The sequence below is a fragment of the Myxococcus sp. RHSTA-1-4 genome, assembly GCF_020037125.1.
Classification (GTDB): domain Bacteria; phylum Myxococcota; class Myxococcia; order Myxococcales; family Myxococcaceae; genus Myxococcus.
Genome location: NZ_JAIQDG010000001.1, coordinates 62,826 through 86,504 on the forward strand (window position 1 = coordinate 62,826; position 23,679 = coordinate 86,504).

The 23,679-nt window shown below is 71.0% G+C and carries 20 protein-coding genes; 16 read left to right on the top strand and 4 right to left on the bottom strand.

Going from position 1 to position 23,679, the window contains the following annotated elements; genetic code table 11:
- Positions 1-82: 82 nt before the first annotated feature.
- Positions 83-1,498 carry a bifunctional UDP-N-acetylglucosamine diphosphorylase/glucosamine-1-phosphate N-acetyltransferase GlmU gene (glmU, locus tag K8638_RS00250; protein WP_370643903.1) on the bottom strand — a complete coding sequence of 472 codons (1,416 nt, stop codon included), beginning with the start codon at positions 1,496-1,498 and terminating at the stop codon, positions 83-85.
- A gap of 504 nt (positions 1,499-2,002) precedes the next feature.
- Between glmU and ggt the strand changes: the two genes are divergently transcribed.
- From ggt to K8638_RS00265, 3 genes are all read left to right on the top strand, one after another.
- Positions 2,003-3,757 carry a gamma-glutamyltransferase gene (gene ggt / locus K8638_RS00255; protein ID WP_223752922.1) on the top strand — a complete coding sequence of 585 codons (1,755 nt, stop codon included), beginning with the start codon at positions 2,003-2,005 and terminating at the stop codon, positions 3,755-3,757.
- A 3-nt stretch (positions 3,758-3,760) separates the two neighbouring features.
- On the top strand, positions 3,761-4,540 hold the full coding sequence (locus K8638_RS00260) for a TatD family hydrolase (protein ID WP_223752333.1): 780 nt from the start codon (positions 3,761-3,763) through the stop codon (positions 4,538-4,540).
- A gap of 171 nt (positions 4,541-4,711) precedes the next feature.
- Entirely contained in the window at positions 4,712-6,751 is a 2,040-nt protein-coding gene (locus K8638_RS00265; RefSeq protein WP_223752334.1) for a M3 family metallopeptidase, read from the top strand.
- A gap of 111 nt (positions 6,752-6,862) precedes the next feature.
- Here K8638_RS00265 and K8638_RS00270 read toward each other — a convergent pair whose 3' ends face one another.
- A complete protein-coding gene (locus tag K8638_RS00270) occupies positions 6,863-7,141 on the bottom strand; it encodes a hypothetical protein (protein WP_223752335.1) in 279 nt (92 codons plus the stop codon).
- Positions 7,142-7,463: 322 nt separating this feature from the next.
- Here K8638_RS00270 and K8638_RS00275 point away from each other — a divergent pair, with 322 nt between their 5' ends.
- From K8638_RS00275 to K8638_RS00295, 5 genes are all read left to right on the top strand, one after another.
- On the top strand, positions 7,464-7,694 hold the full coding sequence (locus tag K8638_RS00275) for a hypothetical protein (RefSeq protein WP_223752336.1): 231 nt from the start codon (positions 7,464-7,466) through the stop codon (positions 7,692-7,694).
- 14 nt (positions 7,695-7,708) lie between these two features.
- On the top strand, positions 7,709-8,662 hold the full coding sequence (locus K8638_RS00280) for an amidohydrolase family protein (RefSeq protein WP_223752923.1): 954 nt from the start codon (positions 7,709-7,711) through the stop codon (positions 8,660-8,662).
- Positions 8,663-8,826: 164 nt separating this feature from the next.
- On the top strand, positions 8,827-9,204 hold the full coding sequence (locus tag K8638_RS00285; RefSeq protein WP_163996180.1) for a response regulator: 378 nt from the start codon (positions 8,827-8,829) through the stop codon (positions 9,202-9,204).
- An 80-nt stretch (positions 9,205-9,284) separates the two neighbouring features.
- Positions 9,285-10,106 carry an ABC transporter ATP-binding protein gene (locus K8638_RS00290; RefSeq protein ID WP_223752337.1) on the top strand — a complete coding sequence of 274 codons (822 nt, stop codon included), beginning with the start codon at positions 9,285-9,287 and terminating at the stop codon, positions 10,104-10,106.
- Positions 10,103-11,758: a hypothetical protein gene (locus K8638_RS00295; protein ID WP_223752338.1), complete on the top strand. Its 1,656-nt coding sequence runs from the start codon at positions 10,103-10,105 to the stop codon at positions 11,756-11,758. Before K8638_RS00290 ends, K8638_RS00295 begins: the two co-directional genes overlap by 4 nt.
- Positions 11,759-12,000: 242 nt before the next feature.
- Here the strand turns inward: K8638_RS00295 and K8638_RS00300 are convergent, their stop codons facing one another.
- The gene (locus K8638_RS00300) at positions 12,001-13,266 is read right to left on the bottom strand and encodes a VWA domain-containing protein (RefSeq protein WP_223752339.1); all 1,266 of its coding nucleotides are present in this window, start codon (positions 13,264-13,266) and stop codon (positions 12,001-12,003) included.
- A gap of 293 nt (positions 13,267-13,559) precedes the next feature.
- On the opposite strand from K8638_RS00300, the gene K8638_RS00305 reads away from it, so the two are divergent.
- Complete coding sequence (locus tag K8638_RS00305; RefSeq protein ID WP_223752340.1) at positions 13,560-14,267, top strand: hypothetical protein; 708 nt, start codon at positions 13,560-13,562, stop codon at positions 14,265-14,267.
- Between the two features lie 52 nt (positions 14,268-14,319).
- Here the strand turns inward: K8638_RS00305 and K8638_RS00310 are convergent, their stop codons facing one another.
- Positions 14,320-14,868, bottom strand: coding sequence for a YceI family protein (locus K8638_RS00310; protein WP_223752341.1), 549 nt, complete (start codon positions 14,866-14,868; stop codon positions 14,320-14,322).
- A gap of 255 nt (positions 14,869-15,123) precedes the next feature.
- Between K8638_RS00310 and K8638_RS00315 the strand changes: the two genes are divergently transcribed.
- From K8638_RS00315 to K8638_RS00345, 7 genes are all read left to right on the top strand, one after another.
- A complete protein-coding gene (locus tag K8638_RS00315; protein ID WP_223752342.1) occupies positions 15,124-15,501 on the top strand; it encodes a peptide chain release factor-like protein in 378 nt (125 codons plus the stop codon).
- Between the two features lie 268 nt (positions 15,502-15,769).
- Positions 15,770-16,156 (top strand): pilus assembly protein N-terminal domain-containing protein, encoded by a 387-nt coding sequence (locus tag K8638_RS00320; protein WP_223752343.1) that lies wholly within the window; start codon positions 15,770-15,772, stop codon positions 16,154-16,156.
- Positions 16,153-16,860: a GspH/FimT family pseudopilin gene (locus tag K8638_RS00325; RefSeq protein WP_223752344.1), complete on the top strand. Its 708-nt coding sequence runs from the start codon at positions 16,153-16,155 to the stop codon at positions 16,858-16,860. Before K8638_RS00320 ends, K8638_RS00325 begins: the two co-directional genes overlap by 4 nt.
- Positions 16,860-17,423, top strand: coding sequence for a type II secretion system protein (locus tag K8638_RS00330; RefSeq protein ID WP_223752345.1), 564 nt, complete (start codon positions 16,860-16,862; stop codon positions 17,421-17,423). Before K8638_RS00325 ends, K8638_RS00330 begins: the two co-directional genes overlap by 1 nt.
- Complete coding sequence (locus K8638_RS45070) at positions 17,420-18,595, top strand: PilW family protein (protein ID WP_223752346.1); 1,176 nt, start codon at positions 17,420-17,422, stop codon at positions 18,593-18,595. Before K8638_RS00330 ends, K8638_RS45070 begins: the two co-directional genes overlap by 4 nt.
- A 5-nt stretch (positions 18,596-18,600) precedes the next feature.
- Positions 18,601-19,101, top strand: coding sequence for a hypothetical protein (locus tag K8638_RS00340; RefSeq protein WP_223752347.1), 501 nt, complete (start codon positions 18,601-18,603; stop codon positions 19,099-19,101).
- A 32-nt stretch (positions 19,102-19,133) separates the two neighbouring features.
- Positions 19,134-23,606 carry a PilC/PilY family type IV pilus protein gene (locus K8638_RS00345; RefSeq protein ID WP_223752348.1) on the top strand — a complete coding sequence of 1,491 codons (4,473 nt, stop codon included), beginning with the start codon at positions 19,134-19,136 and terminating at the stop codon, positions 23,604-23,606.
- The last annotated feature ends 73 nt before the right edge of the window (positions 23,607-23,679 follow it).

A 23,679-nucleotide genomic window follows, 5' to 3' on the forward strand; every position in this document is an offset into this window, starting at 1 on the left:
GCCCGCCAGAGCAATCCGGGCCATTCCCCTACAGTCAGCGAGGGCAGTCGTCCGACTGCCCCCCAAGCAAGAGCCGCGCCGGCTACCCCGCCTGGGTCTTCCCCGCTCTGCGCGCCTTCTTCGCGGCCACCCAGCCCTCCTTGGTGGTCTGTGGCGTCCGTGACACAGCGAGGCTGCCAGGAGGCACATTTTTCGTCACCGTGGTGCCCGCGCCGACATACGCGCCGTCCCCCACCTTCACAGGCGCCACGAGCTGGGTGTCCGAGCCGATGAAGACGCCATCCCCCAGCTCCGTGACGTGCTTGTTCACCCCGTCATAGTTACAGGTGATGGTGCCCGCCCCCACGTTGCACCCGGCGCCGATGTTCGCGTCGCCCAGGTACGTCAGGTGGTTGGCCTTGGAGCCCTTGCCGATTCTCGCCTTCTTCGTTTCCACGAAGTTGCCCAGATGCACGTCCTCTGCCAGCTCCGTGCCTGGACGCAGGCGGGAGAACGGGCCGATGACGTTCCGCTCGCCCACCTTCGCCTCCTCCAGCACGGAGTAGGGCTTGATGACGGTGCCGTCCGCCACGGTGGAGGCCGTCAGCACGCTGCCCTGGCCGAGGGTGACGCCCCTGCCCACCACGGTGCCCGCGGCCAGCGTCACCATGGGGCCCACCTCGGTGTCCGGGCCGATGACGACGCCTTCCTCGATGTAGGCGGTGGCCGGGTCCTGGATGGACACACCCGCGCGCATGTGCGCCTCGTTGATGCGCTGCTGGAGCACCCGGGCCCGCGCCGCCAGCTCCACCCGGTCATTCACCCCGGCCGTCTCCGTGGCGTCCGCCTCCACCGTGCCCACCGGGCCCAGCTTCGCGGCCATCTCCACCAGGTCCGTGAGGTAGTACTCGCCCTGCGCGTTCTGCGGCTTGATTCCGGCCAGCGCCTTCCAGAGGAAGGCCGCGTCCACCGAGTAGATGCCGGCGTTGCTCTCGCGCACCGCGCGCTGCTCCGGGGTGCAGTCCTTGTGCTCCACGATGCGCGCCACCCTGCCGCCCTCGCGGATGACACGGCCGTAGCCCGTGGGGTCCTCCAGCGTGGTGGACACCAGCGCCAGGGGCCCGCCCGTCCTGTCGTGCTCGGCGAGCAGCGCCTCCAGCGTCTCGCGGCGCAGGAGCGGCACGTCGCCATAGAGGATGAGGACGCGGCCGGAGTACCCCTTCAGGGCCTCCTCCGCCGAGCGCACCGCGTCCGCGGTGCCGCGCTGCTCACGCTGCACGGCGAAGCGCAGCGGGGCGTCCGGGAAGAGGGCGCGCACCGTCTTCTCCACCGCCTCCGCCTGATGCCCCACCACCGGCACCACATGGGAGGCGCCCAGTTCGAGGGCCCGCTTGAGGGGATACGCGCAGAGGGGCCGCCCGAGGATGGGGTGAAGGACCTTGGCCTTCTCCGACTTCATCCGCGTGCCCTTGCCCGCACACAGCACCACCGCCGCCAGAGCTGTCATGCGGCGGAGAATTAGGGACAGGGAATCGACTCGTCAACCGCGCGAGGCGACGAAGGCTCCCGGCTGTCCACCGGTTGTGCGCCCGCGCTGACGGCCACCCCCAGGGTGTTTCTCTGGATGGTGATGCCGAAGCAGGGCTTCAGGAAGACCGTCACCTGGCCCGCGGGCGGCACGGACCCGGGCGGTGTCTTTTTCTCGGGCGTAGCAGGCGTGCTCATACGCTTCCCCGATTCCGACTCAAGATGAGCCAAAGGATGCACGCTCTCCACTAACAATCCAAGAGGAAAAATGCTGCTCTGCTGAAATCCTGGTTATGGGAGGACAGTTCGTGCATACCGGGAGTCCTGTAGTCCGTCAGGCGCTCCGGAGTCCCGACCCTGAAGGGTGGGTGTTCTGTCCCCTGGGTAACACATCACCCGGGACAGAGACCAGGGCAGGGAAACTAATGGGCGCGAGGAGGCTGGACCGGTGAAGGACACGAGCTCCAGGAGTGAAGCGTCGCGCCGGAGCACGCGCATGGGCGCGGCGGCGGTGCGGGGTCTGGCGGTGGTGGCGCTGCTGCTGGCGTGCGTGGCCCACGCGGCGCGCCCCTACCGCGGCGGCGCGGTGGCCACGGCCTACCCGCAGGCGAGCGCCGCGGCGCTGGAGATGCTGGAGAAGGGCGGCAACGCGACGGACGCGGCGGTGGCGGCGGCCTTCGTGGCGGGGGTGGTGGGCCCCTACCACTCGGGCATCGGCGGCGGCGGCTTCGCGCTGGTGCACGACGGCGGGAGCGGCGAGACGAAGGTGCTGGACTTCCGCGAGGTGGCGCCGAAGGCGGCCACTCGGGACATGTACGTGAAGGACGGCAAGGTGGTGCCGGGCCTGTCCACGGACGGCCCGCTGGCGGTGGCGGTGCCGGGCGCGGTGGCGGGCTACCTGCAGCTGCTCAAGGAGCACGGGAAGCTGCCGCCCTCGGTGGTGCTGGCCCCGGCCATCTCCGCGGCGCGCAAGGGCATCTGGGTGACGCCGCGCTACCACACCATGGCCAACGGGCGGCTGGAGTGCCTGCGCCGGGACGAGGAGGCCTCGCGCATCTTCCTGGTGAAGAGCGCGGAGGGCACGCTGGAGCTGCCCCCGGTGGGGCACGTGCTGAAGCAGCCGGACCTGGCGCGCACGCTGGAGGGGCTGGCGAAGGGCGGCGCCCGGGCCTTCTATTCGGGCCGGGTGGCGAAGGCCATCGCCGGCACGGTGCGGGCGGGCGGCGGCGTGCTGACGGTGGAGGACCTGGCCTCGTACAAGACGCGCCCCCGGCAGCCGCTGGAGGGCAGCTACCGCGGCCACCGCATCCTCACCATGCCGCCGCCGAGCGCGGGCGGCGTGGCCGTGCTCCAGGTGCTTGGCACCCTGGAGAAGCTGCGCCCGCAAGGCTTCACCTTCAAGGACCCGGAGGCGCTGCACCTCTACGTGGAGGCGGTGCGCAGGGCGTACGTGGACCGGGCGAAGTACCTGGGTGACCCGGACTTCTCGGACGTGCCCACGGCGCGGCTGGTGTCCTCCGGCCACCTCGCGGACCTGGCCGGCTCCATCGACCCGAAGAAGGCCACCCTCAGCACCTCGCTGCTGCCGCAGGCGGCGGGCGTCCAGGGCTCCACGCTGACGGACAAGCCCGCGGTGCTGACGCCGGAGCCGGAGCGGAAGAACACCACGCACATCTCCGTCATCGACAAGGACGGCAACGCGGTGGCCCTGACGACGACGGTGAACTACGGCTTCGGCTCGTGCGTGGTGGCGAAGGGCACGGGCGTGCTGCTCAACGACGAGATGGACGACTTCGCGGCCCAGCCCGGCGTGCCCAACGCGTACGGCCTCGTCACGGGCGAGCCCAACGCGATTCAGCCCGGCAAGGTGCCCCAGTCCTCCATGTCCCCCACGCTGGTGTTCAGCAGGGAGGACCCGAAGCGCGTCATGCTGGCGGTGGGCAGCCCCGGCGGCTCCACCATCCCCACCACCGTCATCCAGGTCATCAGCCACGTGGTGGACAGCGGCATGGACGTGGCGCGCGCGGTGAACGAGGGCCGCGTGCACCACCAGTACCTGCCGGACGAGCTGTGGGTGGACAGGTGGGGCCTGGAGCCGGCCACGCTGACCGCCCTGGAGGCCAGGGGACACAAGATTCGCCGGGTGGAACAGTGGGGTGACGCGGAGGCGGTGTTCGTCGACCCGAAGACGGGCCTGCGCTACTCCGCGAGCGACCCACGCAACGAGGGCATGGCCCTGGGGCAGGATTGAGCGGTGCCCGAACCCGTTCCCATCTTCGACGCGCACCTGCACCCCGAGGGCCTGAGCGACCAGGACCTGGAGTCCATGCGCTTCTTCGGGGTGGAGCGGGTGCTGGTGGTGGCGCACCACTTCCCGGAGCCCACGCCCAAGGCGCTGCTGCGCCACTTCGATGACCTGGTGGAACGCCAGCTCCCCCGGTTCGAGAAGGTGGGCATCCACGCGTACGCCGCGCTGGGCGTGCACCCGCGCTGCATCCCCCGGCGCGGGCTGTCCGAGGTGCTGTCCGCCCTGCCGGACTACTTCCAGGGCGGCCGCGTGGTGGCCCTGGGCGAGACGGGGCTGCACGCAGGCGGCGAGGAGGAGGAGGAGGCCTTCCTGGAGCAGCTCGCGCTGGCCCGGAGCCTCAAGCTGCGGGTGGTGGTGCACACGCCCACCGTCGACAAGGAGCGCCACACGCGGCGCATCCTCACGCTGCTGCGGCAGTCCGGCGTGCTGCCCTCGCGCGTGCTGGTGGACCACGCCAACGCGCGCACGGTGCGCACCATCCTCGAGGTGGGCCACTGGGCGGGGCTGACGCTGCACCCGGAGGCGCTCAAGGCCGAGCGAGCGGTGGCGCTGGTGCGGCGGCTGGGCAGCGAGCGGCTGGTGCTGAACTCGGACGCGGGTGATGGCGCGGGCGACATCCTCGGGCTGGCACGCATGGCCAACCTCCTGGCCAAGGCCAACCTCTCCGAGCGCATCGTCCGCCGCATCGCCCGGGAGAACGCCGCCCGCTTCTTCCAGGTGGGCTGAAGCCGCGCGGCTCCACCTTCTCACACCCGGAGAGCCGACCCGGGTCCCCGGGTGCCCAACGCACATTCTTGCGACGAAACGGCGCGCTCGCCGTCATCTCAGGAAGGAGCACGCAGCGGAAGGAGGCCGGCCCGCCGCTCGTTGCCCCACACCCCGCTCGAGGGAGGGCACTTGCACCGCACGCTCGCCATCATCGTCACCTGCGCCCTGGCGGGGTGCGCCGGCCCCTCCCCCCTCCCCGCCTCCCCGCCCGGCGGTGCCGCGCGGCTGGAGCCCGACGCGGGGCGCCACCTCGCCACCACGCCCGAGCGCTTCCTGACGGCCTGCCTGGAGGACCTCCAGCGGGCGCGCACGCGGGTGGCGTGGCTGGTGGCCCCGCGCGCACCGGGGGACACCGAGGCGGCCCTCACCCTGTATGACGACGCGATTGCCCTGCTGGACGACGCCGTCGGGCGCGCGGGCATCGCCGCCAACGGACACCCGAGCGTGGCCTTCCGCGCGGCGGCGAGCACGTGCGAGCAGCAGGCGGAGGCGGCGCGCACGGACATCGCCCTGGACCCGCGGGTGTACACGGCGCTGGCCTCGCTGAAGCTGGAGGACCAGGACGCGGCCACCCGGCGCTGGGTGGCGCGGGTGCTGCGCGACTTCCGCCGGGCCGGCGTGGACCGGGACACGGCCACGCGAGAGCGGGTGCGGCACCTGCACGAGCAGCTCACCCGGCTGGGCCAGGAGTTCGGCCGCCACATCCACGAGGACGTGCGCTCCGTGGCGCTGGCGCCGGAGGAGCTGGAGGGCCTGCCGGAGGACTACGTGCGAGCCCATCCGCCCGGGCCGGATGGACGGGTGAGCATCACCACCGAGACGCCGGACTACCTGCCCTTCATGGCCTACGCGCGAAGCGGCCGGGCCCGCGAGGACCTCTGGCGCGCCAACCGGCGGCGGGGCCACCCGGCCAACCTGGACACGCTGGCGCGGCTGCTCCAGGCACGCCATGAGCTGGCCACGCTGCTGGGCTACCCGAGCTGGGCCGCCTACACCGCCGAGGACAAGATGGTCCGCCACCCGCGGACCGCCGCGGACTTCATCGAGCGGCTGGCGGATGCCACCGCCGGCCGTGCGCACGACGACTACGGCGCGCTGCTGGAGCGCAAGCGGCGGGACACGCCGGACGCCACCCGCGTGGACCCGTGGGAGCAGGCCTTCCTGGAGGACCGCGTGCGCGCCGAGCAGTACCGCTTCGACTCGCGCGAGGTGCGGCCCTACTTCGAGTACACCCGCGTGAAGCAGGGGCTCCTCGACATCACCTCGCGCCTCTTCGGACTCACCTACCGCCGCGTCCCGGACGCCCCCGTGTGGCACCCGGAGGTGGAGGCCTGGGACGTGTACGAGGGCGGCACGCGCCTGGGGCGTTTCTACCTGGACATGCACCCGCGCCCGCACAAGCTCACGCACTCCGCGCAGTGGGACCTGGCCACCGGCCGCGCCGGGAAGGTGCTCCCGGAGGGCGTGCTGATGTGCAACTTCCCCCGGCCCGGCGCCCACCGCCCCGCCCTGCTGCTGCACAGCGAGGTGCGCGCCTTCTTCCACGAGTTCGGCCACCTGCTGCACCACATCCTCGGCGGCCGCGTGCGCTGGGCGGGCCTGTCCGGCTCCCGCACCGAGCGCGACTTCGTGGAGGCCCCCGCCCAGGTGATGGAGGAGTGGGCCTGGCGCCCCGAGTCCCTGCGGCTCTTCGCCCGCCACCTGTACACCGGCGAGCCCCTGCCCGAGGACACCATCGCCCGCATGCGGCGCGCGGACGCCTTCAGCAAGGGGCTATGGCTGCGCCAGCAACTCTTCTACGCCGCCGTCAGCCTCCAGCTCCACTCGGGCGACCCGGCGGGCCTGGACACCACGCCCCGGGTGAAGGCGCTCCAGGAGCGGTACCTGCCCTTCCGCGCCGAGGAGGGCAGCTACGTCCACCTCTCCTTCACCCAGCTCGACGGCTACTACTCGTCCTCGTACTACGCGTACCTCTGGTCGCTCGTCATCGCGCGGGATTTGCTCACGCCCTTCCACCAGCACGGCCTCATGGACCCCGCCACCGCGCGGCGCTACCGCGACGCCGTGCTGGCTCCTGGCGGCTCCAAGGACGCGGCCGACCTGGTGAGGGACTTCCTCGGCCGCGACTACGGCCTCGGCGCCTACACCCGCTGGCTCGAGGGCGCCTGACGCTCCACGCCAGGGGCTGTAAAAGCCTGGGGCCCCGCGATGTGAATCGCGAGGCCCCAGATGTTGTGAATCCGTCAATCCCAGCTCACCCCGCGAACGCGGAGTGCGGGACTAGTGCACCGCCGGTGAGGCCACGGGGGACTCGGGCTGCAGGGTGATGCCCTGCGCCTCGGGGTCCAGCCGGACCTGAACGGGCACGCCCCGGAGCCGGTACTGGGCCAGGGAATCCGCCGCCTCGTCGAGCAGCTGCTGGTAGCGCTCCTCCAGCTCCACCGCGATGAGCAGCATCGTCTCGCCCGCGTCCTCGACGCCCGGGCGGTACACCTGGCACCGCTGGAACCGCGCCCAGCGACCGTTCTGCATCTTCACCAGCTCGCCGTCGTAAGCCATGCGCAGCTCCTCTGCCGCAAATCAGACGTTCGCAATGTAGGGCCGGATTAACTCCGTGTCATCCCCCCTCTTGAAAATTCGTCAATCCCTTGGGAATCCCGTTGGTTACAGGACGCATCAGGGGGGAGCCGGGGGGAAGGCCGGCGACGAGTGCTCAAAAGTGTAAATTTTCCGGCCTGTCAATGCGGTCAAGCGGCCTCCCGGGTCGTCCGGTGGATCATTCCCGGGGTGACGGTGGCGGTCGCCGGGGCGTGGAGCGGCGTGGCGGGGGGCGCCCGGAGGCCGGTGGCGTGGGGGCGGCGTGTCCCCTAGATTGGCTGGGATGAAGTTGCCCGGGCTGTTCCGCAGAGAGCGAACCACCATCCAGGGCGCGGATGCCCAGGACCATGCCGAGCGGCTGCTGGCCGAGTCCCTCCGCATGCTGGGCCAGGTGTGCTCGAAGGTCGCGGATGCCATCGAGGCGCAGCGGCTGGCGCGCCAGGGGTACTCGCACAACACATACCTCCGGCGGATGGACGGCGAGGCAGAGGACGGCGGCGGGAAGAAGGAGTAAGCGTCCTTCCCGTGATGCTTCCTCCTTCCGAAGCCCCCGAGGACGTCCCCGCGCCCTGCCTGGCCTCTTCCCGCACGTGGCGCGACGCCGGCATCTCCATGCCCATGCCCGCGCTCGGGGACGAGGAGGGCCTCCGCCTGCCCAGGGGGCTGCCGCCCGTGGTGGACGCGCACGTGCACCTCTTCCCGGACCGCGTCTTCGAGGCGGTGTGGCGCTGGTTCGACCAGTACGGCTGGCCCATCCGCTACAAGCTGCACACGCCCGAGGTGGTGTCCTTCCTCCTCTCACGAGGGGTGAGCCGGGTGGTGGCGCTCCACTACGCCCACCGGCCGGGCATGGCCCGCGCGCTCAACGCCTACGTGGCCGAGGTGGCCCGCGCCGAGCCCCGCGTGCTGGGGCTCGCCACCGTGCTGCCGGGCGAGGAAGGGGCCACCCAGATTCTGGAAGAGGCCTTCGCCCTGGGGCTGCGTGGCGTGAAGCTGCACTGCCATGTGCAGTGCTTCTCGCCGGACGCGCCGCAGCTCCACGAGGTGTACGCCGCCTGCGCGAAGGCGGGACGGCCGCTCGTCATGCATGCCGGCCGGGAGCCCGCGAGCCCGGAGTACCACTGCGACCCGTACGAAATCTGCGGCGCCGAGCGCGTGGAGCGCGTGCTGAAGGACCACCCCACGCTGAAGCTGTGCGTGCCCCACCTGGGGGCGGACGAGTTCGACGCGTACTCGCGCCTGCTCGAGCGCCACGACAACCTCTGGATGGACACCACCATGACGGTGGCCGGCTACTTCCCCGTCCCCCTGCCCCGCAGGGCACTGCAGGTGCGGCCCGAGCGCATCCTCTACGGGACGGACTTCCCCAACATCCCCTACGCGTGGGACCGCGAGCTCAAGACGCTGCTCGGCCTGAAGCTGGGTGACGAGGCGCTGGCGGGCGTGCTGGGTCAGAACGCACTCCGCCTCTATGGAGAATGAGGGGGAGCCGAGGGGCTGTCAGGCCCCGGAGCAAGTCTTCCGCGCGCCAGCCGTTGGCTGGTGAAAAGTGGCGGGGCCCCTTCCGGAATGGAAGAGGAGTTCCCATCTTGCCCCCCATAGAATTTCGCGGACCGAGAAGCCGCCGCACCCCTTGAGGCCCTGCCATGTCCCACATCCTGGTCGTCGATGACGACGCGAGTCACCGCACGCTCATCTGCGATGCCCTCGAGGAGATGGGCTACCGAACAGTCCAGGCGGCCAACGGCCGCGAGGCGCTGGACCTGCTCGAGGGCGACATGCCCTCCGCGGTGCTGCTGGACCTCCGGATGCCCGTCATGAGCGGCTGGGGGCTGCTGGACGCGCTGAAGAAGATGCCGCGCGCGCGCGGCCTGCCCATCATCATCATCTCCGGCTACGGCTTCGAGTGGGAGGCGGAGCTGGTGGGCGCGGCCGGCTACATCTCCAAGCCGGTGGACCTGGACAAGGTGCGGATGACGGTGCAGCAGATCGCCGGCCCGCCGGAGATGGCCTTCGTCCACTGACGGGCTTCGAGGCATCCCCCCATTGTCCGATGGGGGCTGTACCGGGGGGCCGGGCTCGGGTGTGATGGTGGGCACTCTCCATGACGCCCCCTCCTTCCGATGACCTGGCCGTCGACGCTCGCGGGCTGCTCAAGCGCTTTGGCGGCTTCACCGCGCTCAACGGGCTGGACCTCCAGATTCCTCGCGGCGCCTTCTACGCGTACCTGGGGCCCAACGGGGCCGGCAAGTCCACCAGCATCGCGCTGCTGACGGGGGTGTACGGCCCGGACGCGGGCACCATCCGCATGCTGGGCGTGGACGCGGTGGCGAAGCCCATGGAGGTGAAGCGGCGCGTGGGCGTGGTGCCGGAGGAGCTGAGCCTCTTCGAGCGGCTCACCGGCCGGCAGTACCTCACCTTCTGCGCGCGCATGTACGGGCTGGACGGCGACGAGGCCGCGTCCCGGGCCACGGAGCTGCTGGAGCTGACGGAGCTCACGTACAAGGCGGGCTCGCTGGTGGCGGAGTACTCCAAGGGCATGCGGCGGCGGCTGGCCATCGCCGCGGCGCTCATCCACGCGCCGGAGCTGGTGCTGCTGGACGAGCCCTTCGAGGGCATCGACGTGCTGGCGGCGGGCGTCATCCGCGAGCTGTTGCGCGAGCTGAGCCGGCGCGGGGTGACGCTGCTCTTGACGACGCACGTGCTGGAAATCGCGGAGCGGCTGGCCACGCACGCGGGCATCATCCGCGGCGGGCGGATGCTGGACCAGGGCCCGGTGGGGACGCTGCTGGAGCGGTACGACTGCCCCTCGCTGGAGGCGGTGTTCGAGAAGCTCATCGCCGTGCCGGCCTCGCGCAACGCGCGCCTGTCCTTCTACGGGGACGCGCCCGCGCCGGCGGCGGCGCTGCGCCGGGAGTCCGCATGAGCCGCCCCGCCGTGCCCGGCTTCCTGCGGCACCTGTGGCTGCTGTGGGGGCTGCGCTTCGACATCGGACTCAACCGGGGGCCGGGCAGAAGCCGGCTGCTGGCGGTGGGCGCGTTCCTGGCGTCGAGCGCGCCGGGCTTCTTCCTGGGGCTGTTCTTCTTCGCGTTGATGCGGCTGCGCCCCGTCGCGGAGAGCGACGTGTGGCCGTACTTCATCCTCAACCTGCTGTGCTTCGTCACCTTCTCGGTGTGGGTGACGTGGCCGCTGTTGTCGGCGGGCGTGGATGACCACTCGGAGCTGAGCCGGTACGCGGCGTTTCCGATTTCGCCCTGGCGGCTGCTCATCGCCTCCACGGTGGCGAGCCTCTTCGAGCCTCGCGCGCTGGTGTTCTACGCGCCGCTCACGGGGGCGGCGCTGGGGTACGCGTCGGTGTACCGGCTGACGGCGCCATGGCTGGCGGTGGTGCTGTACGTGCTGTTCGCGCTCTTGTGCGCGGCGTGGAGCCGGGTGGCGCTGTACGCGGTCATCAACGTGCTGCGGGAGAAGCGCAGCGCGGAAATCATGGGCGGGGGGCTCGTGGCGTTCCTGGTGGCCGCGTCGTTCATCCCGCCCATCGACACGTCGTGGCTGACGGCGGTGGGCGAGGCGGGGGTGGGCGCGCTGGACATGTCGCTCATCATCAACGCGGCGGTGGCGCTGGGGCGGGTGCCGCCGGGCTTCTTCGGCGACGGGCTGGGGCAGCTCGCATGGGGGCGCCCGAGGGTGGCGCTAGTGGAGGCGGCGGGCCTCTTCTTCTTCGCGGCGGTGGGCATGGCGGTGGCGTACGCGCTGCTCTTGCGCTTCCACCGGCAGGCGGGGCGCGCGGGCTCGCAGGGGAAGGACTCCGGGGACGCCAACCCCTTCGCGCGGACGCGGACGCGGTTCTCCACGCTGGTGACGCGTGAGGCGCTGGACTTGTGGCGAAACCCGCGCGCGCGGCTGCTGGCGTCGGTGCCCTTCATCCTGGCGATTCTCTTGAAGCTGCTGTCCGGGAGGGACCTCTTCGTCTACCTGCTGGGGCACAGCGCGGACGCGTGGCTGATGGGCGGCCTGTGCATCTACGGCGCGGTGGTGATTGCGTCGACGTTCTCCCAGAACACGTTCGGGTACGACGGGCAGGGCTTCGCGGTGTTCCTGGCGGCGCCCATGGACCTGGCGGACGTGCTGCGGGCGAAGAACCGGGTGCAGGCCGGCGGGGCGCTCGGCATGGCGGTGCTGGTGGGGCTCTTCTACCGGGTGTACTTCGGCTTCGGGACGGAGGTGGACCTGCTGTGCGCCATGGCGGCGGTGGTGGCGCTGCTGCCGGTGCTGCTGGCGGCGGGCAACTTCCTGTCGCTGTACTTTCCGGTGAAGTTCCACGCGAGCCTGAAGCGGCGCGACAAGGTGCCGCTGACGGCGTCGATGCTCGGCATCCTCGCGGCCAGCGCCGGGTGCATGCCGTTCGGCTGGGCGCTGAAACTGGCCGGGAAGGAAGGGCCCACGTGGCAGACGGCGGCGATGATTGCCCTGTGCGCCGGGCTCAACGTGGCGCTGTACCGCGGGCTGCTGCCCCTGGCGCTGCGGCTGCTGGAGCAGCGCCGGGAAGTGGTGCTGCAGGCGGTGACGCGAGAGTGACGAAAAACCGCGCCCCCGTGCTCTCGGGACCGCGGCCTCTCGATTCACCCGAATGCGGAACGGACGCTCCACTCCAAACACCGGCGGCCGGGGGCTGACATGGCGGGAAGCGGTGGCCTGGGAAGCGGGGCCAGGGGCTTCGCGGGCCCTCTGGCCCCGGGCAATCCGAACACGCCCGAGCTACCGTTCCTGCTACCGCGTGGTCGAGGTGGCTCCGCGGTAGGACGCATCCCCATCCTTCATCAGTACGTGAGGCCGTACCTGGCGGCCTGGGCCTTCACCCCCTTCATCACGTTGGCGTCGAAGGCGTCCTCCTTCTCCGACACATTCTTCGAGAGCCATGCGTCGCGGTCCGCGGCGAGCTTCGCGGCCTTCACCTCCAGCGCCTTCTTCTCCTCGGCGAGCTGCTTCACCTTCGCGGCCTGCGCCTCCTTGTCGAGGCCCTTCAGCTCCGTCGGCAGCTCCTCGTCCTTCACGCTCGCCAGTGCCGCGGGGGCATCCACGAGGTCCACCGCTCCGCCCACCGCGGCCGGGGCGCTGCTCTCCATGGCGGGCGCGGCGGCCCCCGCGGGCTTCTTCGCCGCGCGCGTCTTCTTCATGAAGCTGATGCGCTCGGCCGCCGCCTCGGGAGCAAGGCTCGCCATGGCGTCTGCCCGGGCCCGGTTCGCCGCCTGCACCTCGGCGCGGCCGGTGTAGAGCGTCTTCGACGCCAGCTCCGCGTTCACCTTCGCCAGCTCCGCGTCGTACGGCGTCGCCACGGCCACCATGCCACCCGACTGGTCGATGGTGTCGAACGTGCCGTCCGTCAGCTTCGCCGCGTAGCGCCAGGCCGTCTCCGTCTCGGGGTCCCCGCCGCAGCGCACCGTGTTCACCACGATGTGCTTGTCCCGTGCCCGCTTCGCCCAGTGCTTGTAGTTCCAGTCGTCCTGCCGCTCCGCCGGGGGCGCGTCGCCCACCAGGAAGATGACCTTCATCACCTCGCGGTTCTGGCTCCAGGAGAGCTTGGACACGGCCTCGCCGAGGCCGCGGCCCACGTGCTCGGGCGTGTCACCGCCACCGCCCGCCTGGAACTTGCGCAGGTTGGCGAAGACGGTGTCCAGGTCGTCGCTCAGGTCGAAGCGCTTCGTCACGTAGTCATCGCCCACGTCGCGGTACGCCACCAGACCGACCTTGAGGTGCGGCGTCGGCCGGCCCTGCGCGATGCGAGAGGCGATGGAGTAGATCTTCCGCTTCGCGCCCTCCAGCAGGCCGCCCATGGAGCCGGTGGTGTCGAGCACGAAGACCACCTCGATTTCCGGCCGCTGGCCCTGGGCCTGGTTCGGCGCCACCTGGGTCTGCTGGGGCGGAGGCGCGGGCTTCGTGGCCTCGGCGGGCTTCGTCGCGGCGGGCTTCGTCGTCGGGGTGGCGGTCGGGGCCGCGACGCGGTCCTCGGCCAGGGCCGGGGAAGCGGACAGGGTGGTGGCGAGCGCGGCCGAGAGGACGGCCCGCGACAGGGACTTGAGGTCCATGGCGTTCTCCAAGGGGGTCGGAAACAGCGGTTTCGGATGGGTCCTGCGCGCGCTTTCGACTCTTCAACGGACGGCCCGTCCGGAAGGTCTACGCCCCTGGTTTCGCGTGCTCTCCGCGCGCGGCCTCACGCCGGAAGGGGGCGGCACACTAGATTCCCTGGAGGTCTGCCCCCACCCATGCGCGCCTTCTACGTAGCCATGGCGGTGTTCCGCTGAGCACGCCCACGAGCGGGACGCCTTGCCCGCACGGCGGGGTGGACCCATGCTGGCCTCTTCTCAGGAGACCCACGACCATGATGTCCACCCTCCGCCAGAGCCTCTTCCTCCTCGGCTGCGTGTTCGCCGCCGCCTGCACCACGGACGCGCCCTACTATCAAATCGCCGTGGACGCCCCTGACACCGTCACCCTCGCGCCCGGCGAGTCCGTGCCCGTGGAAATCACGCTGGCCCGCCTGAGCAACGAGACTCCCGGCGAGGTCCGCCTCAGCCTGCAGAACGCCCCCGCGGGAGTCACCCTCGCGCCCGACGTCGTCCTGCCCGCGGGCGAGGAGAGCGTCACCGCCACCCCCACCCTCGCGGTGGACGCGAACACGACGCAGACGGGCGTCAACTCGACGCTGCTGCTGGCGGAGGATGCCGCCAAGGACTTCGCCTCGGGCGCCAGGTTCTACGTCGTCATCCTCCCGCCGCCCGCGGCCCAGCCGGACTTCTCCATCTCCGTGGAGCCCCGCCAGGTGGACATCTTCGCGGGGCAGAGCACCCAGGTGATGGTGAAGCTGACACGCGCGGAGGGCTTCACCGGCGAGGTGACGCTCACCCTCCAGTCGCCCACCAACCGCATCACCGCGGACTCCATCACCTTCACTTCCGAGCAGACCTCCCGGCTGCTCTTCATCTACTCGGACCGCGCCGCCACGCGCATCCCCGTGACCACCACCCTCGTCGCCACCAGCGCCGACAGCCGGATTGCCACCACCGGCCTCACCGTCAACCTGCAGTAGTCCCTCCCGCGCGCGGCCAGGGCCGTGGACTCGCGGGAGGGCCCACCGTGAATCACGCCGCCTTCTCAGCGGCGGCGGCCACGGCCTGCACGTCGATGGAGATGTCCACGCGCTCACCCACGAGCACGCCGCCCGTCTCCAGCGCCTGGTTCCACACGAGCCCGAAGTCCTTGCGGTCGATGCTCGTGGTGGCCTGGAAGGCGAGGCGCTCGTTGCCCCACGGGTCCTTCATCCGCCCCAGCAGCTCCGCGTCCAGCACCACCTCGCGCGTCACGTCGCGGATGGTCAGGTCGCCCGTCACGAGGTACCGGCCCTTGCCCGACGCCGTCACCTTCCTGCTGCGGAAGATGAGCTTGGGGAACGCCGCCACGTCGAAGAAGTCAGGCGAGCGCAGGTGGTTGTCACGCTGCTCCACGCCCGTGTCGAGGCTCGCCGCTTCCATCTTCACCTCCGCCGAGCCCCGCGTGAGGTCCTCTCCGTCCAGCACCAGCTTCCCCTCGAAGCGGGTGAAGCGGCCGTGCACCTTCGCCACCACCATGTGGCGAACCGTGAAGCCGATGCTGGAGTGGGTCGTGTCGAGCTGCCAGGTCTGGATGGCCATTGTCTTCTCTCCTGTGTCTACCGCGTATGAGCCTTCCCAGAGCAACGACCGGGCCATGACACAACCAACTGAAATCACTCAGGAATCCTACCTGGACACTCCGACATGGAATCAAATTGATAGACTCACCACCTCATTTGGAGAGCCCTGCTCCGGCGCCCGGCTCCCGGGCGGGGTGCCGGGAGGTACGCGTGGAGGACCTCCGCACGAGGGCGCTGCACGGGAGCGCCCGCGAGGGATAGGTTGAGAGATGCCATGAGCACCTCGCCCGCACGTCGACAGGCCGCACTCGCCGCACTCGCGCTGGATGACGAGGCGCTGCTGAACGCCTGCGAGGTGGACTACTTCATCGCCTCCGGTCCGGGCGGCCAGCACCGCAACACCACCGCCAGCGGCGTGCGCCTCACCCACCCGCCCACGGAGCTGTCCGTCACCGCCACCGAGCGCCGCAGCCAGACGCAGAACAAGGGCGTCGCCCTCGAGCGGCTGCGCGAGGGACTCAAGGCCCTCACCTTCGTTCCCAAGGTGCGCAGGGCCACCAAGCCCAGCGCGGGCTCGAAGCGGCGGCGCCTCGAGGGCAAGAAGCGCACGTCCGAGAAGAAGTCCCTGCGCAGCAGCAAGTCCTTCTGGTGACGCGTTGGCGCGCCAATGCCGGGCTGTCCCCGGGGCGCTCTCGCGATTCCAGCCAGCACGTCCAGGGACAGCGCGGCTGCTCGTAAAGTTTGCGAGCTCGCAGAGGTTGCACACCCCACAATCTGCGGGGTATCCGGGCTTCGCGTCGCATCCTCAATGATGACGCGGGGTTGGCTCATCGGAAGCAGAGGCACACGGTGTGCACATGCACCCAGCGTGTCTCAGTCGCCCCACCCCTAGGGCGATGTTTACCGCAGGACATCCCCCCATGCCCTTGCTCGAGAACCCAGCCTCCCCCTCCCCTCCGGCACGCCTCAGGCGCCCGCGCCGATGGCTGTGGGCGCCCCTGCTGCTGGCCCTGGCGGCGCCCGCCACGCTGGCGCAGCCCACCCCGCCGCCCGAGCCGGACTTCGCGAAGGAGGCGGAGCGCGCGGAGTCCTCCGGCCGGGTCCTTCGCGTGGCGCCCGAGCACCAGACGCACCTGACGGTGCGTGGCGCCGAGCGGGTGAGGGTGGACGCCCCCGACGTGGCGCAGGTGTCGCTGGGTGAGCCGGACCAGGTGATGGTGCAGGGCCTGCGGCAGGGCAGCGCGGAGCTGCTGGTGTGGCGCAAGGGCGCGCGGCCCCTGCGCCTGCGCGTGGAGGTGGCGAAGTGAGCCGCCGCGCGCAGCGTGGCCTGACGGTGCTGGAGCTGTCCGTCGTCCTGGCCATCATCGGCGTCCTCGCGGGGCTGTCGTGGGCCGGCTACGAGCAGCTCAGCGCGCGCACCGGCCCCCAGAACGCGGCGGCGGACCTGTCCAGCGCGCTGTCCGAGGCGCGCGCCCGGGCGGTGGACCGCCACGCGGACGTGTGGCTCATCATCTACCCGGACATCAACACCGCGGGCCTGCCCGGACAGGGCTCCGGTGCGTGGTTCCTGGTGGAGGACCGGAAGCTCGACTTCAACGCCCCTGGCGCGGTGCCGCCCGGCCACCTGCGCTACGCCACCTTCGTGCCTCCCGGCCAGGTCGAGCTCGCGCCGGAGCAGGGCTCGCGGTTGGAGTCCGTCTACCTGGACTCCTACTCGAAGCGGAGCGTGCGCTTCGGCACCAGCGGCACGCTCGCGTGGGACGGCGTCTTCACGGGCCTGGCCCCTTCCGCGTGCAGCTTCTGCACCGGCACCCCGCGTCGCGGCGCCATCATCTTCCGCGAGGACGGCTCGGCGCGCTTCGTCGACGGCGCGGGCGCCCCCGTCCTGCCGGCGGGCGCCGGCGCGCTCCAGCGCGCGGTGACGCTGGGGCTGCTGTCCTCCGACAACCAGAGCGAGTTCCTGTTCGCCGTTTCCGGCCCGGTTGGGTTCGTCGACTCGAGGTCCCGCTGATGAAGCCCACGAATGCAGCCTCCTTCCGCCGCGCGGCCCAGCGCGGCGCCACCCTCATCGAAGGCATGGCCGCCGCGGCCGTGCTCGCGCTCGGCATCAGCGGCGCCTTCGGCGGGCTCATCCTGGCCAGCCAGCAGAACGCGGACGCCCGCCGCCTGTCCCACGCGAGCGCCATCGCGACGCAGGTGCGCGCCGGCATCCAGGCCCAGGGCCGTGCCCGCCTCCTCGCGGCGACGGGGCCGCTGAGCGCCACGTCCTGCACCCGGACCGACGCGAACGTGCTCGCGCTGGCCGGCGGCCTGGAGACCTTCGTCGGCCCCAGCACCTGCGTGGTGGACCTGGACGCCTTCGAGGACGCCGCGGGCCCCGAGCTCGACCTCGTCCCGGGCTACTCCCCGGAGGACCGGGACAGCTTCCGCCGCGCCCTGGTCTGGCAGCACGAGGACACCATCGACACGGTGGCGGTGGTGGTGTCCTTCAGCAGCGCGGGCCAGCGCCGCTTCATCAAGCAGCACGTCGCCCTCTATGACCCGAGCAAGAACGGCGCGGGGGTGGAGCTGTGAGGGCGCTCGCGCGACAGCGGCGGGAAGGCTTCACGCTGCTCGAAGTGCTGATTGGCACCACCATCTCCTCGGTGGTGCTGCTGGCGGTGGCCGCCACCATCATCGGCGTCAACAACGTCTTCCAGGCCAACACCCTCTCCAAGCAGACGGTGGAGGGCAGCCGGGTGGGCCTGGACTACGTGAGGCGCACGGTGCGGCTGGCGGGCTACGGGCTGGACCCGGCTCTGGCCTTCGACTTCAGGACCGCCGGGCTGCCGGCGAACACGAAGGACAACCACTCCGTGGACCTGACGACGTGGGGCACCTTCGTCACCGACGACCTGGCCTTCCGCTACCGGGACCCCATGTACGTGCGCCGCGGCCAGCTCGGCAGCGGAGGCCCGCCGTACACGCTCAACCTGGCGGGCGGCACCACCTTCGGGCAGCCGCTGCGCCAGGGGCAGACGCTGCTGGTGGCCTGCCCGGGCGGCCTGGACTTCTTCATGGGCCAGCTCGCCGCCGGCGCGCTCGCCACCGCGGGCACCACCACCCTCAATGCCGACCCGCTGCTCCCCGCGGGCGCCATTCCGGAGTGCCTGCGTGACGCCAACCGTCCTCCCTTCGTCATGCTCGTGCAGGAGAAGCGGCTGCGCGTGGAGGCGTTCGGCGGCCGGCCGTACCTGGTGGTGCGGCACGGCTGGCACGCGGACGCGGACTTCGACCCGCTCGTCGCGGACGTCGAGTCCTTCCAGGTCGCCTACCAGATGAACCGCCCGCCGGCGGACTCCGGGTGCTGCGCGGCGCAGGTGGCCCCGGACGGGACGGCCAGCACCGGCGCGAGCTGGCTGCTCGGCGACGAGTCCCCCCTGGTGCATCCGACAACCGGCTCGACGCCTCCGAAGTACGAGACGCCGTACGACGCGGCCGAGCGCTACAACGGGCACCCGGCCAACATCCGCGCCGTGCACGTGGGGCTCACCGTGCGCTCGACGCGGCAGCAGCCCTCGGAGTCCCTCGACGCGCCTCGCCGGCTCTTCAACGCGCCCCCGCCGCCGGCCGCGGAGGACGCCTTCCTCCGCACCACGGTGGAGACCTCCATCCGCGTGCCCAACATGACCTCCCGCAGCTTCTTCACCCCCGAGTACCGAGACCCGGCCATCGCGCGGGACCTCCGCAACGTCGGAGGAGGATGAAATCCATGAACCGCTTCCCATCCCCCCGGGGCAGCGCCCTGGTCATCACCCTCATCGCCCTGGCCGTCCTGCTGCTGATGGTGGTGGGCACCATCACCTTCACCGGCCGCAACCGGACCGCCGCCGTGGCCAACATCCGCAACGAGCGCGTCGAGGCCTGCGCCGAGACGGCCCGGCGCTACCTGCTGTCCCGCATGCAGGTCTACGGCGCCTTCGCCGCCCCCATCCAGGACCTCAAGCTGGAGCAGGTGCTGATGGACGACGCGGAGCCGGCGGACCGCTCCACCATGCGCACCGGCCACTTCGGCGCCAACCCCGCGGACGCCGGAACGACGGCCGTCCTGTCCTCCTCCAGCTTCGGCAGCGCCAAGGAGCAGGTGAGCGACGCGGCCAACACCCTGCGCGAGGGCATGGGCGGTGGTGGCTACTACCGCGTCGTCGTCATGTGTGACGAGCCGAGCGGCCGTCAGGCCGAGACCGAGTTCGTCTTCCGCTTCGGTATCTGATTCCCCCGACCCAGCCCCTCCCGGAGTCCCCCATGAAGGTCCTCCTCACATCCCTGCCGGTGCTGGTGGTGCTGCTGGCCGCGCCGCGCGCCCACGCGCTGGACGCCGCCGCCTGCACCCTGCAGTCCACCTCGCGCCTGGACGCCATGCTCAACCCCGCGCGGGGCAGCGACGAGCGCTTCTTCACCAACCCCAGCGGCCCGCCCAACATCCTCATCATCCTGGACACGTCGGGCTCCATGGCGTGGTGGCCCATGGCGTGGAGCAACAACGACTCCCACAGCTATGACGAGGACGCCTCGGGCGCCGACCCGGGCTGCCGCCAGGGCAACATCAACGCGCTCAACTACGACCCGAACGTCACCTACCCGCGCCTGTGGCTGTCGCTGACGAACCAGAACTCCCCCTGGTTCGACCCGGCGAAGTTCTACCGCTTCGACGGCTACGGCTCCGGCACCCAGGTGAGCTTCGGCATGAACAACAACCCCGTGCGCTTCGACCTGGACCCGCCCGGCACCATCATCACCACCTCCGAGAGCGCCGCGTGCACCAACCTCGTCGGCACCAATGCGAGCGACGCCGCCGCCCGGGCCGCCTGCCAGAGCTGCCTGCAGCGCAAGGGCTACTTCCAGTGGAAGGCCGACCGCCGCGTGGCGGCGGGCAACTTCCTCAACTTCTACTCCCCACGCGGCCACTCCGCCGTCAACGTCATCACCCAGGTCATCCGCGATTCGGCGAAGACGCGCTTCGGCATCATGACGTTCTCCGCGGGCAGCGGGGCGACGGGCACGGTGAAGTGGGACGGCGAGGACGTGGTGCGCTTCGCGCCCTTCGGGCCCGCGTGCTCCGACGCCAACGACGCGGCCGCGCGCAACACCCACCGCGACAACCTGCTGGTGAAGATGAAGAGCGGCCTGCGGTTCAACACCGGCACGCCGCTGACGCAGGTGCTGTGGGGCTCCAGCTACTACTTCCGGGCCAGCACCGCCGCGGACGACCCGTTTCCCGGCTGGTTCGGCGCCAGCTACCTGTCCGACCCGGACTTCAACGACGAGGCCTCTCCGGGCCGGGCCTCCGCGTGCTTCACGTGCAGCTTCAACTCGATGATTCTCCTGACGGACGGCGAGCCCAACGAGCCGGGCGACAGCGACTCCCAGATTCCCCAGGCCGTCCGGGACTTGAACGTCCCGTGTGACAACTGCGCCGCGGCCGGCCAGGGCGAGGAGAGCGGCGGCGACGAGAGCCACATCCACCGCATCGCCAAATGGATGTGGACCCACGACATGCGGCCGGAGCTGACCGGCACGCAGGGGGTGGCCACCTATACCGTGGGCTTCGCGCTGACGAACACGCCGGCCCTCAACCTGCTGCGCACCACCGCGGAGGTGGGCGGCGGCCGCTTCTTCGCGGCCACCAACTCCAGCCAGCTCAAGACGGCGCTGCAGTCCATCGTCGACGACGTGCAGAGCCGCAACATCGCCTTCGCCGCGGCGGCCATCTCCTCGTTCCAGACGGGCAGCTCCACGCTCAGCGCGCTGATGCCGCGCCTGTCGCCCGCGGCCACCGGCAGCGCCTGGCGCGGAGACCTGTGGCGCTTCAACCAGTTCAACGAGTTCGTCCAGAACAGCGACAAGAACGGCGACGGCGACGTGGCCGACATCTTCGTGGTGGACCAGGACAACGACATCGTCGTCGAGGACTCGACCGGCAACTTCGTGAAGGACGGCACGGCCACCCCGGCACGGCAGTTCTGGGAGGCGCGCCGGGCCCTGCTGACGCGCGCCCTGAACACGCGCAAAATCTACACGGTGACGGACTCCAGCGCGGACGGCCGGCTGGGCGCCGCGGACGACGTCATCGAGTTCACCGTCGCCAACCGCCACCTCCTGAAGGACTACCTGGGCGTGGTCGGCACCCCGGCCTGCCCGAAGCTGGAGTCGCTCGCGCCGCTGGCCGTGGACCCGGGCAGCCTCTTGACGGGCCTGAAGCTGACGCCGCTCCAGGCGGCCACTGCCATGGGCATGCCGGCCCCGGCCTGGGTGGACCTGGTGACGGGCCAGCAGTGGCTGGACGACCTGTGCCTGCGCACGCTCATCCAGTACGTGCGCGGCCAGGACCTGGCGGACGAGGACGGCAACGGCAACCGCACGGAGGTCCGCCGCTCCGTGCTGGGCGACATCTTCCACTCCTCGCCGGTGCTGGTGGACCCGCCCATGGACAAGTTCCTGTGCAACCTGGGCATGAGCACCCAGTGCGCCCGCACGCTCTACAGCGACACGCTGGGCGTGACGCCCACGCCGCTGGCGCGGGAGGACATCGTCCGCTGCGGCCACAACGTCAACGTGGACGCGTACGAGGCGTACCTGCACCGCTTCCGCAAGCGCGACAAGCTGGTGCTGGTGGGCGCCAACGACGGCATGGTGCACGCCTTCCGCGACAGCACCGCCACGGAGACGTGCACCGGCGGGCTGCCCTTCATCACCTACACCCCCAGCACGGGCGAGGAGGAGTGGGCCTTCATCCCTCCGGACCTGCTGTCGCGGCTGCACGAGCTGGCGTCCGGCCACCAGTACTTCGTGGACGGCGACATCATGGTGCGCGACATCTGGGCGGACGGCTCGGGCGGCACCGCGGCGGACGAGAAGAAGCAGTCCACGGAGTACAAGACGCTGGCGGTGGTGTCCGAGGGCCGCGGCGGCGTGCACTACCTGGCGCTGGAGCTGGAGGCCGACGAGACGAGCGGCCGCTTCCTGCCGCCGAAGCTGCGGTGGATGTTCCCCCAGCCGGACTCCGAGGAGGCCGCCCTCTTCGGCAAGACGCTGTTCTCGCTCAGCCCCAAGGCGCCCCCCATCGGCCCGCTGCTGGTCAAGGCCCCGCCGGCCGCGACGGACCCGGTGTCGCGCTACGGCGTGGACACGCAGGAGCGGTGGATGGTGGCCCTGTCCGGCGGCTGGTCCCCCGGCATGGAGAAGGGCCGCGGCGTGTACCTGGTGGACGCGTGGAACCCCGAGGTGAACGGCCGCGGTGACAACCTGTGGTGGAAGTTCGAATACAACCCGAACGCCACCGAGGAGAACGACCGGCCGGCCCGGCACCTCACGCACAGCGTGGCAGCGCCGGTGGCGCTGGTGGACTACAGCGTCGCCGGGGCGGTGAAGCAGGACGGCTTCTTCGACACGGCCGTCTTCGGCGACATGCGCGGCCAGCTCTGGGTGGCGCGGATGTCCGTGCCGGGCGAGGTGGACTCCACCACGAAGCTCATCAAGAACTGGGGTGCGGCGCGCGCCTTCCAGATGGACCGGGACGCCAGCAGCTCGGCCGGCGTCGGCCAGGCCGTGAGCCGCACGTGGCCCTTCTATTACGTGCCCTCCATCGGCATCCAGCCGAACTCGGGCGCGCTGCGGGCCCTCATCGGCACGGGAGACCGGTACGCGCTGCTGGACGACAAGGCCGGCATCTGCCGCTTCGACAACCCGCAGGCCTGCGCGAAGTACGGCTGCGGCGAGGTGGAGGTGGACTACCGGGTGGACCGCGTGGGCCGCAACGTCACCCTGGCGCGGCAGTACTGGAAGCCGGGGGAAATCTTCCAGACGCAGCTGACGACGACCCCCTCCACGCAGACGGCGTGCGGCAACCCGGGCGACACGGTGGTGACGGCGGAGTTCGAACGGTACGACGTGAAGTCCTGCCCCGGCGCCCCCCAGGACTACACCAAGCTGAGCGCGGCGCGCGTGGAGTGCGGCCAGGACGCCGCCGGCAACTTCCGCTGCCTCAACGTCAGCACCACGGCCTCCAACTTCGCGGACCTGGAGCTCACCCGCGACGAGAGCACGCTGGGGAAGAACCGCTTCTTCGGCATCCGCGTGTATGGCGGCCCCGGACAGACGTTCGAGGAGGGGCGCGCCACGCCCGCGCCGGGCGTGAAGACGGCCCGGGAGTTCGACGACGAGCGCCTGACGGACCGGACCGCCACCCACCCTGACAGCGGAGACCTGGTGGATGTGACGAACATCACCTGCACCGCGCCCGGCAACTGCACCGCGCCGGGGGCGCCGGCGAACGGGGCGGGCTGGCTGGTGGAGTACTCGGGCATGGACCACAAGACGGCCGGTGGCGCGTCCACTGTGGCGAGCTGCGCGCTGTGGAACGTGCTCTACCCGGCGACGAGCGGCACGGCGTGTGACAGCACCTCCGCCAAGGCCCGCTTCTTCCAGGGGCACTACCTCACCGGCCTGCCCACCTGCGCCGAGTCGCTGGAGAACCAGCGCTTCCAGGAGCGCGCGGTGCTGGCGCCACCGCCGGAGCCGGCCACCGCCGTCATGGTCTCCTCCACCGGCAAGGTGAAGTACAGCACCGTGCTGCAGGAGCCCGGGAAGCGGCAGGCCACCTCGGTGGACGTCGCGGAGCTGAGCGACGTGCTGCAGAACGTGTACGAGCTGCCCCTGAGCAACGAGCAACACCAGTGCCGGCACGTGGACCCGGCCCGCTGCGTGGCCTCGCCCTGAGCCGTGCGCCCACGCCCTCCCCCACTCGCGCGGGGAGGGCGTGTCCGGCTACAAGGTGGCGATGGCGGCCCCA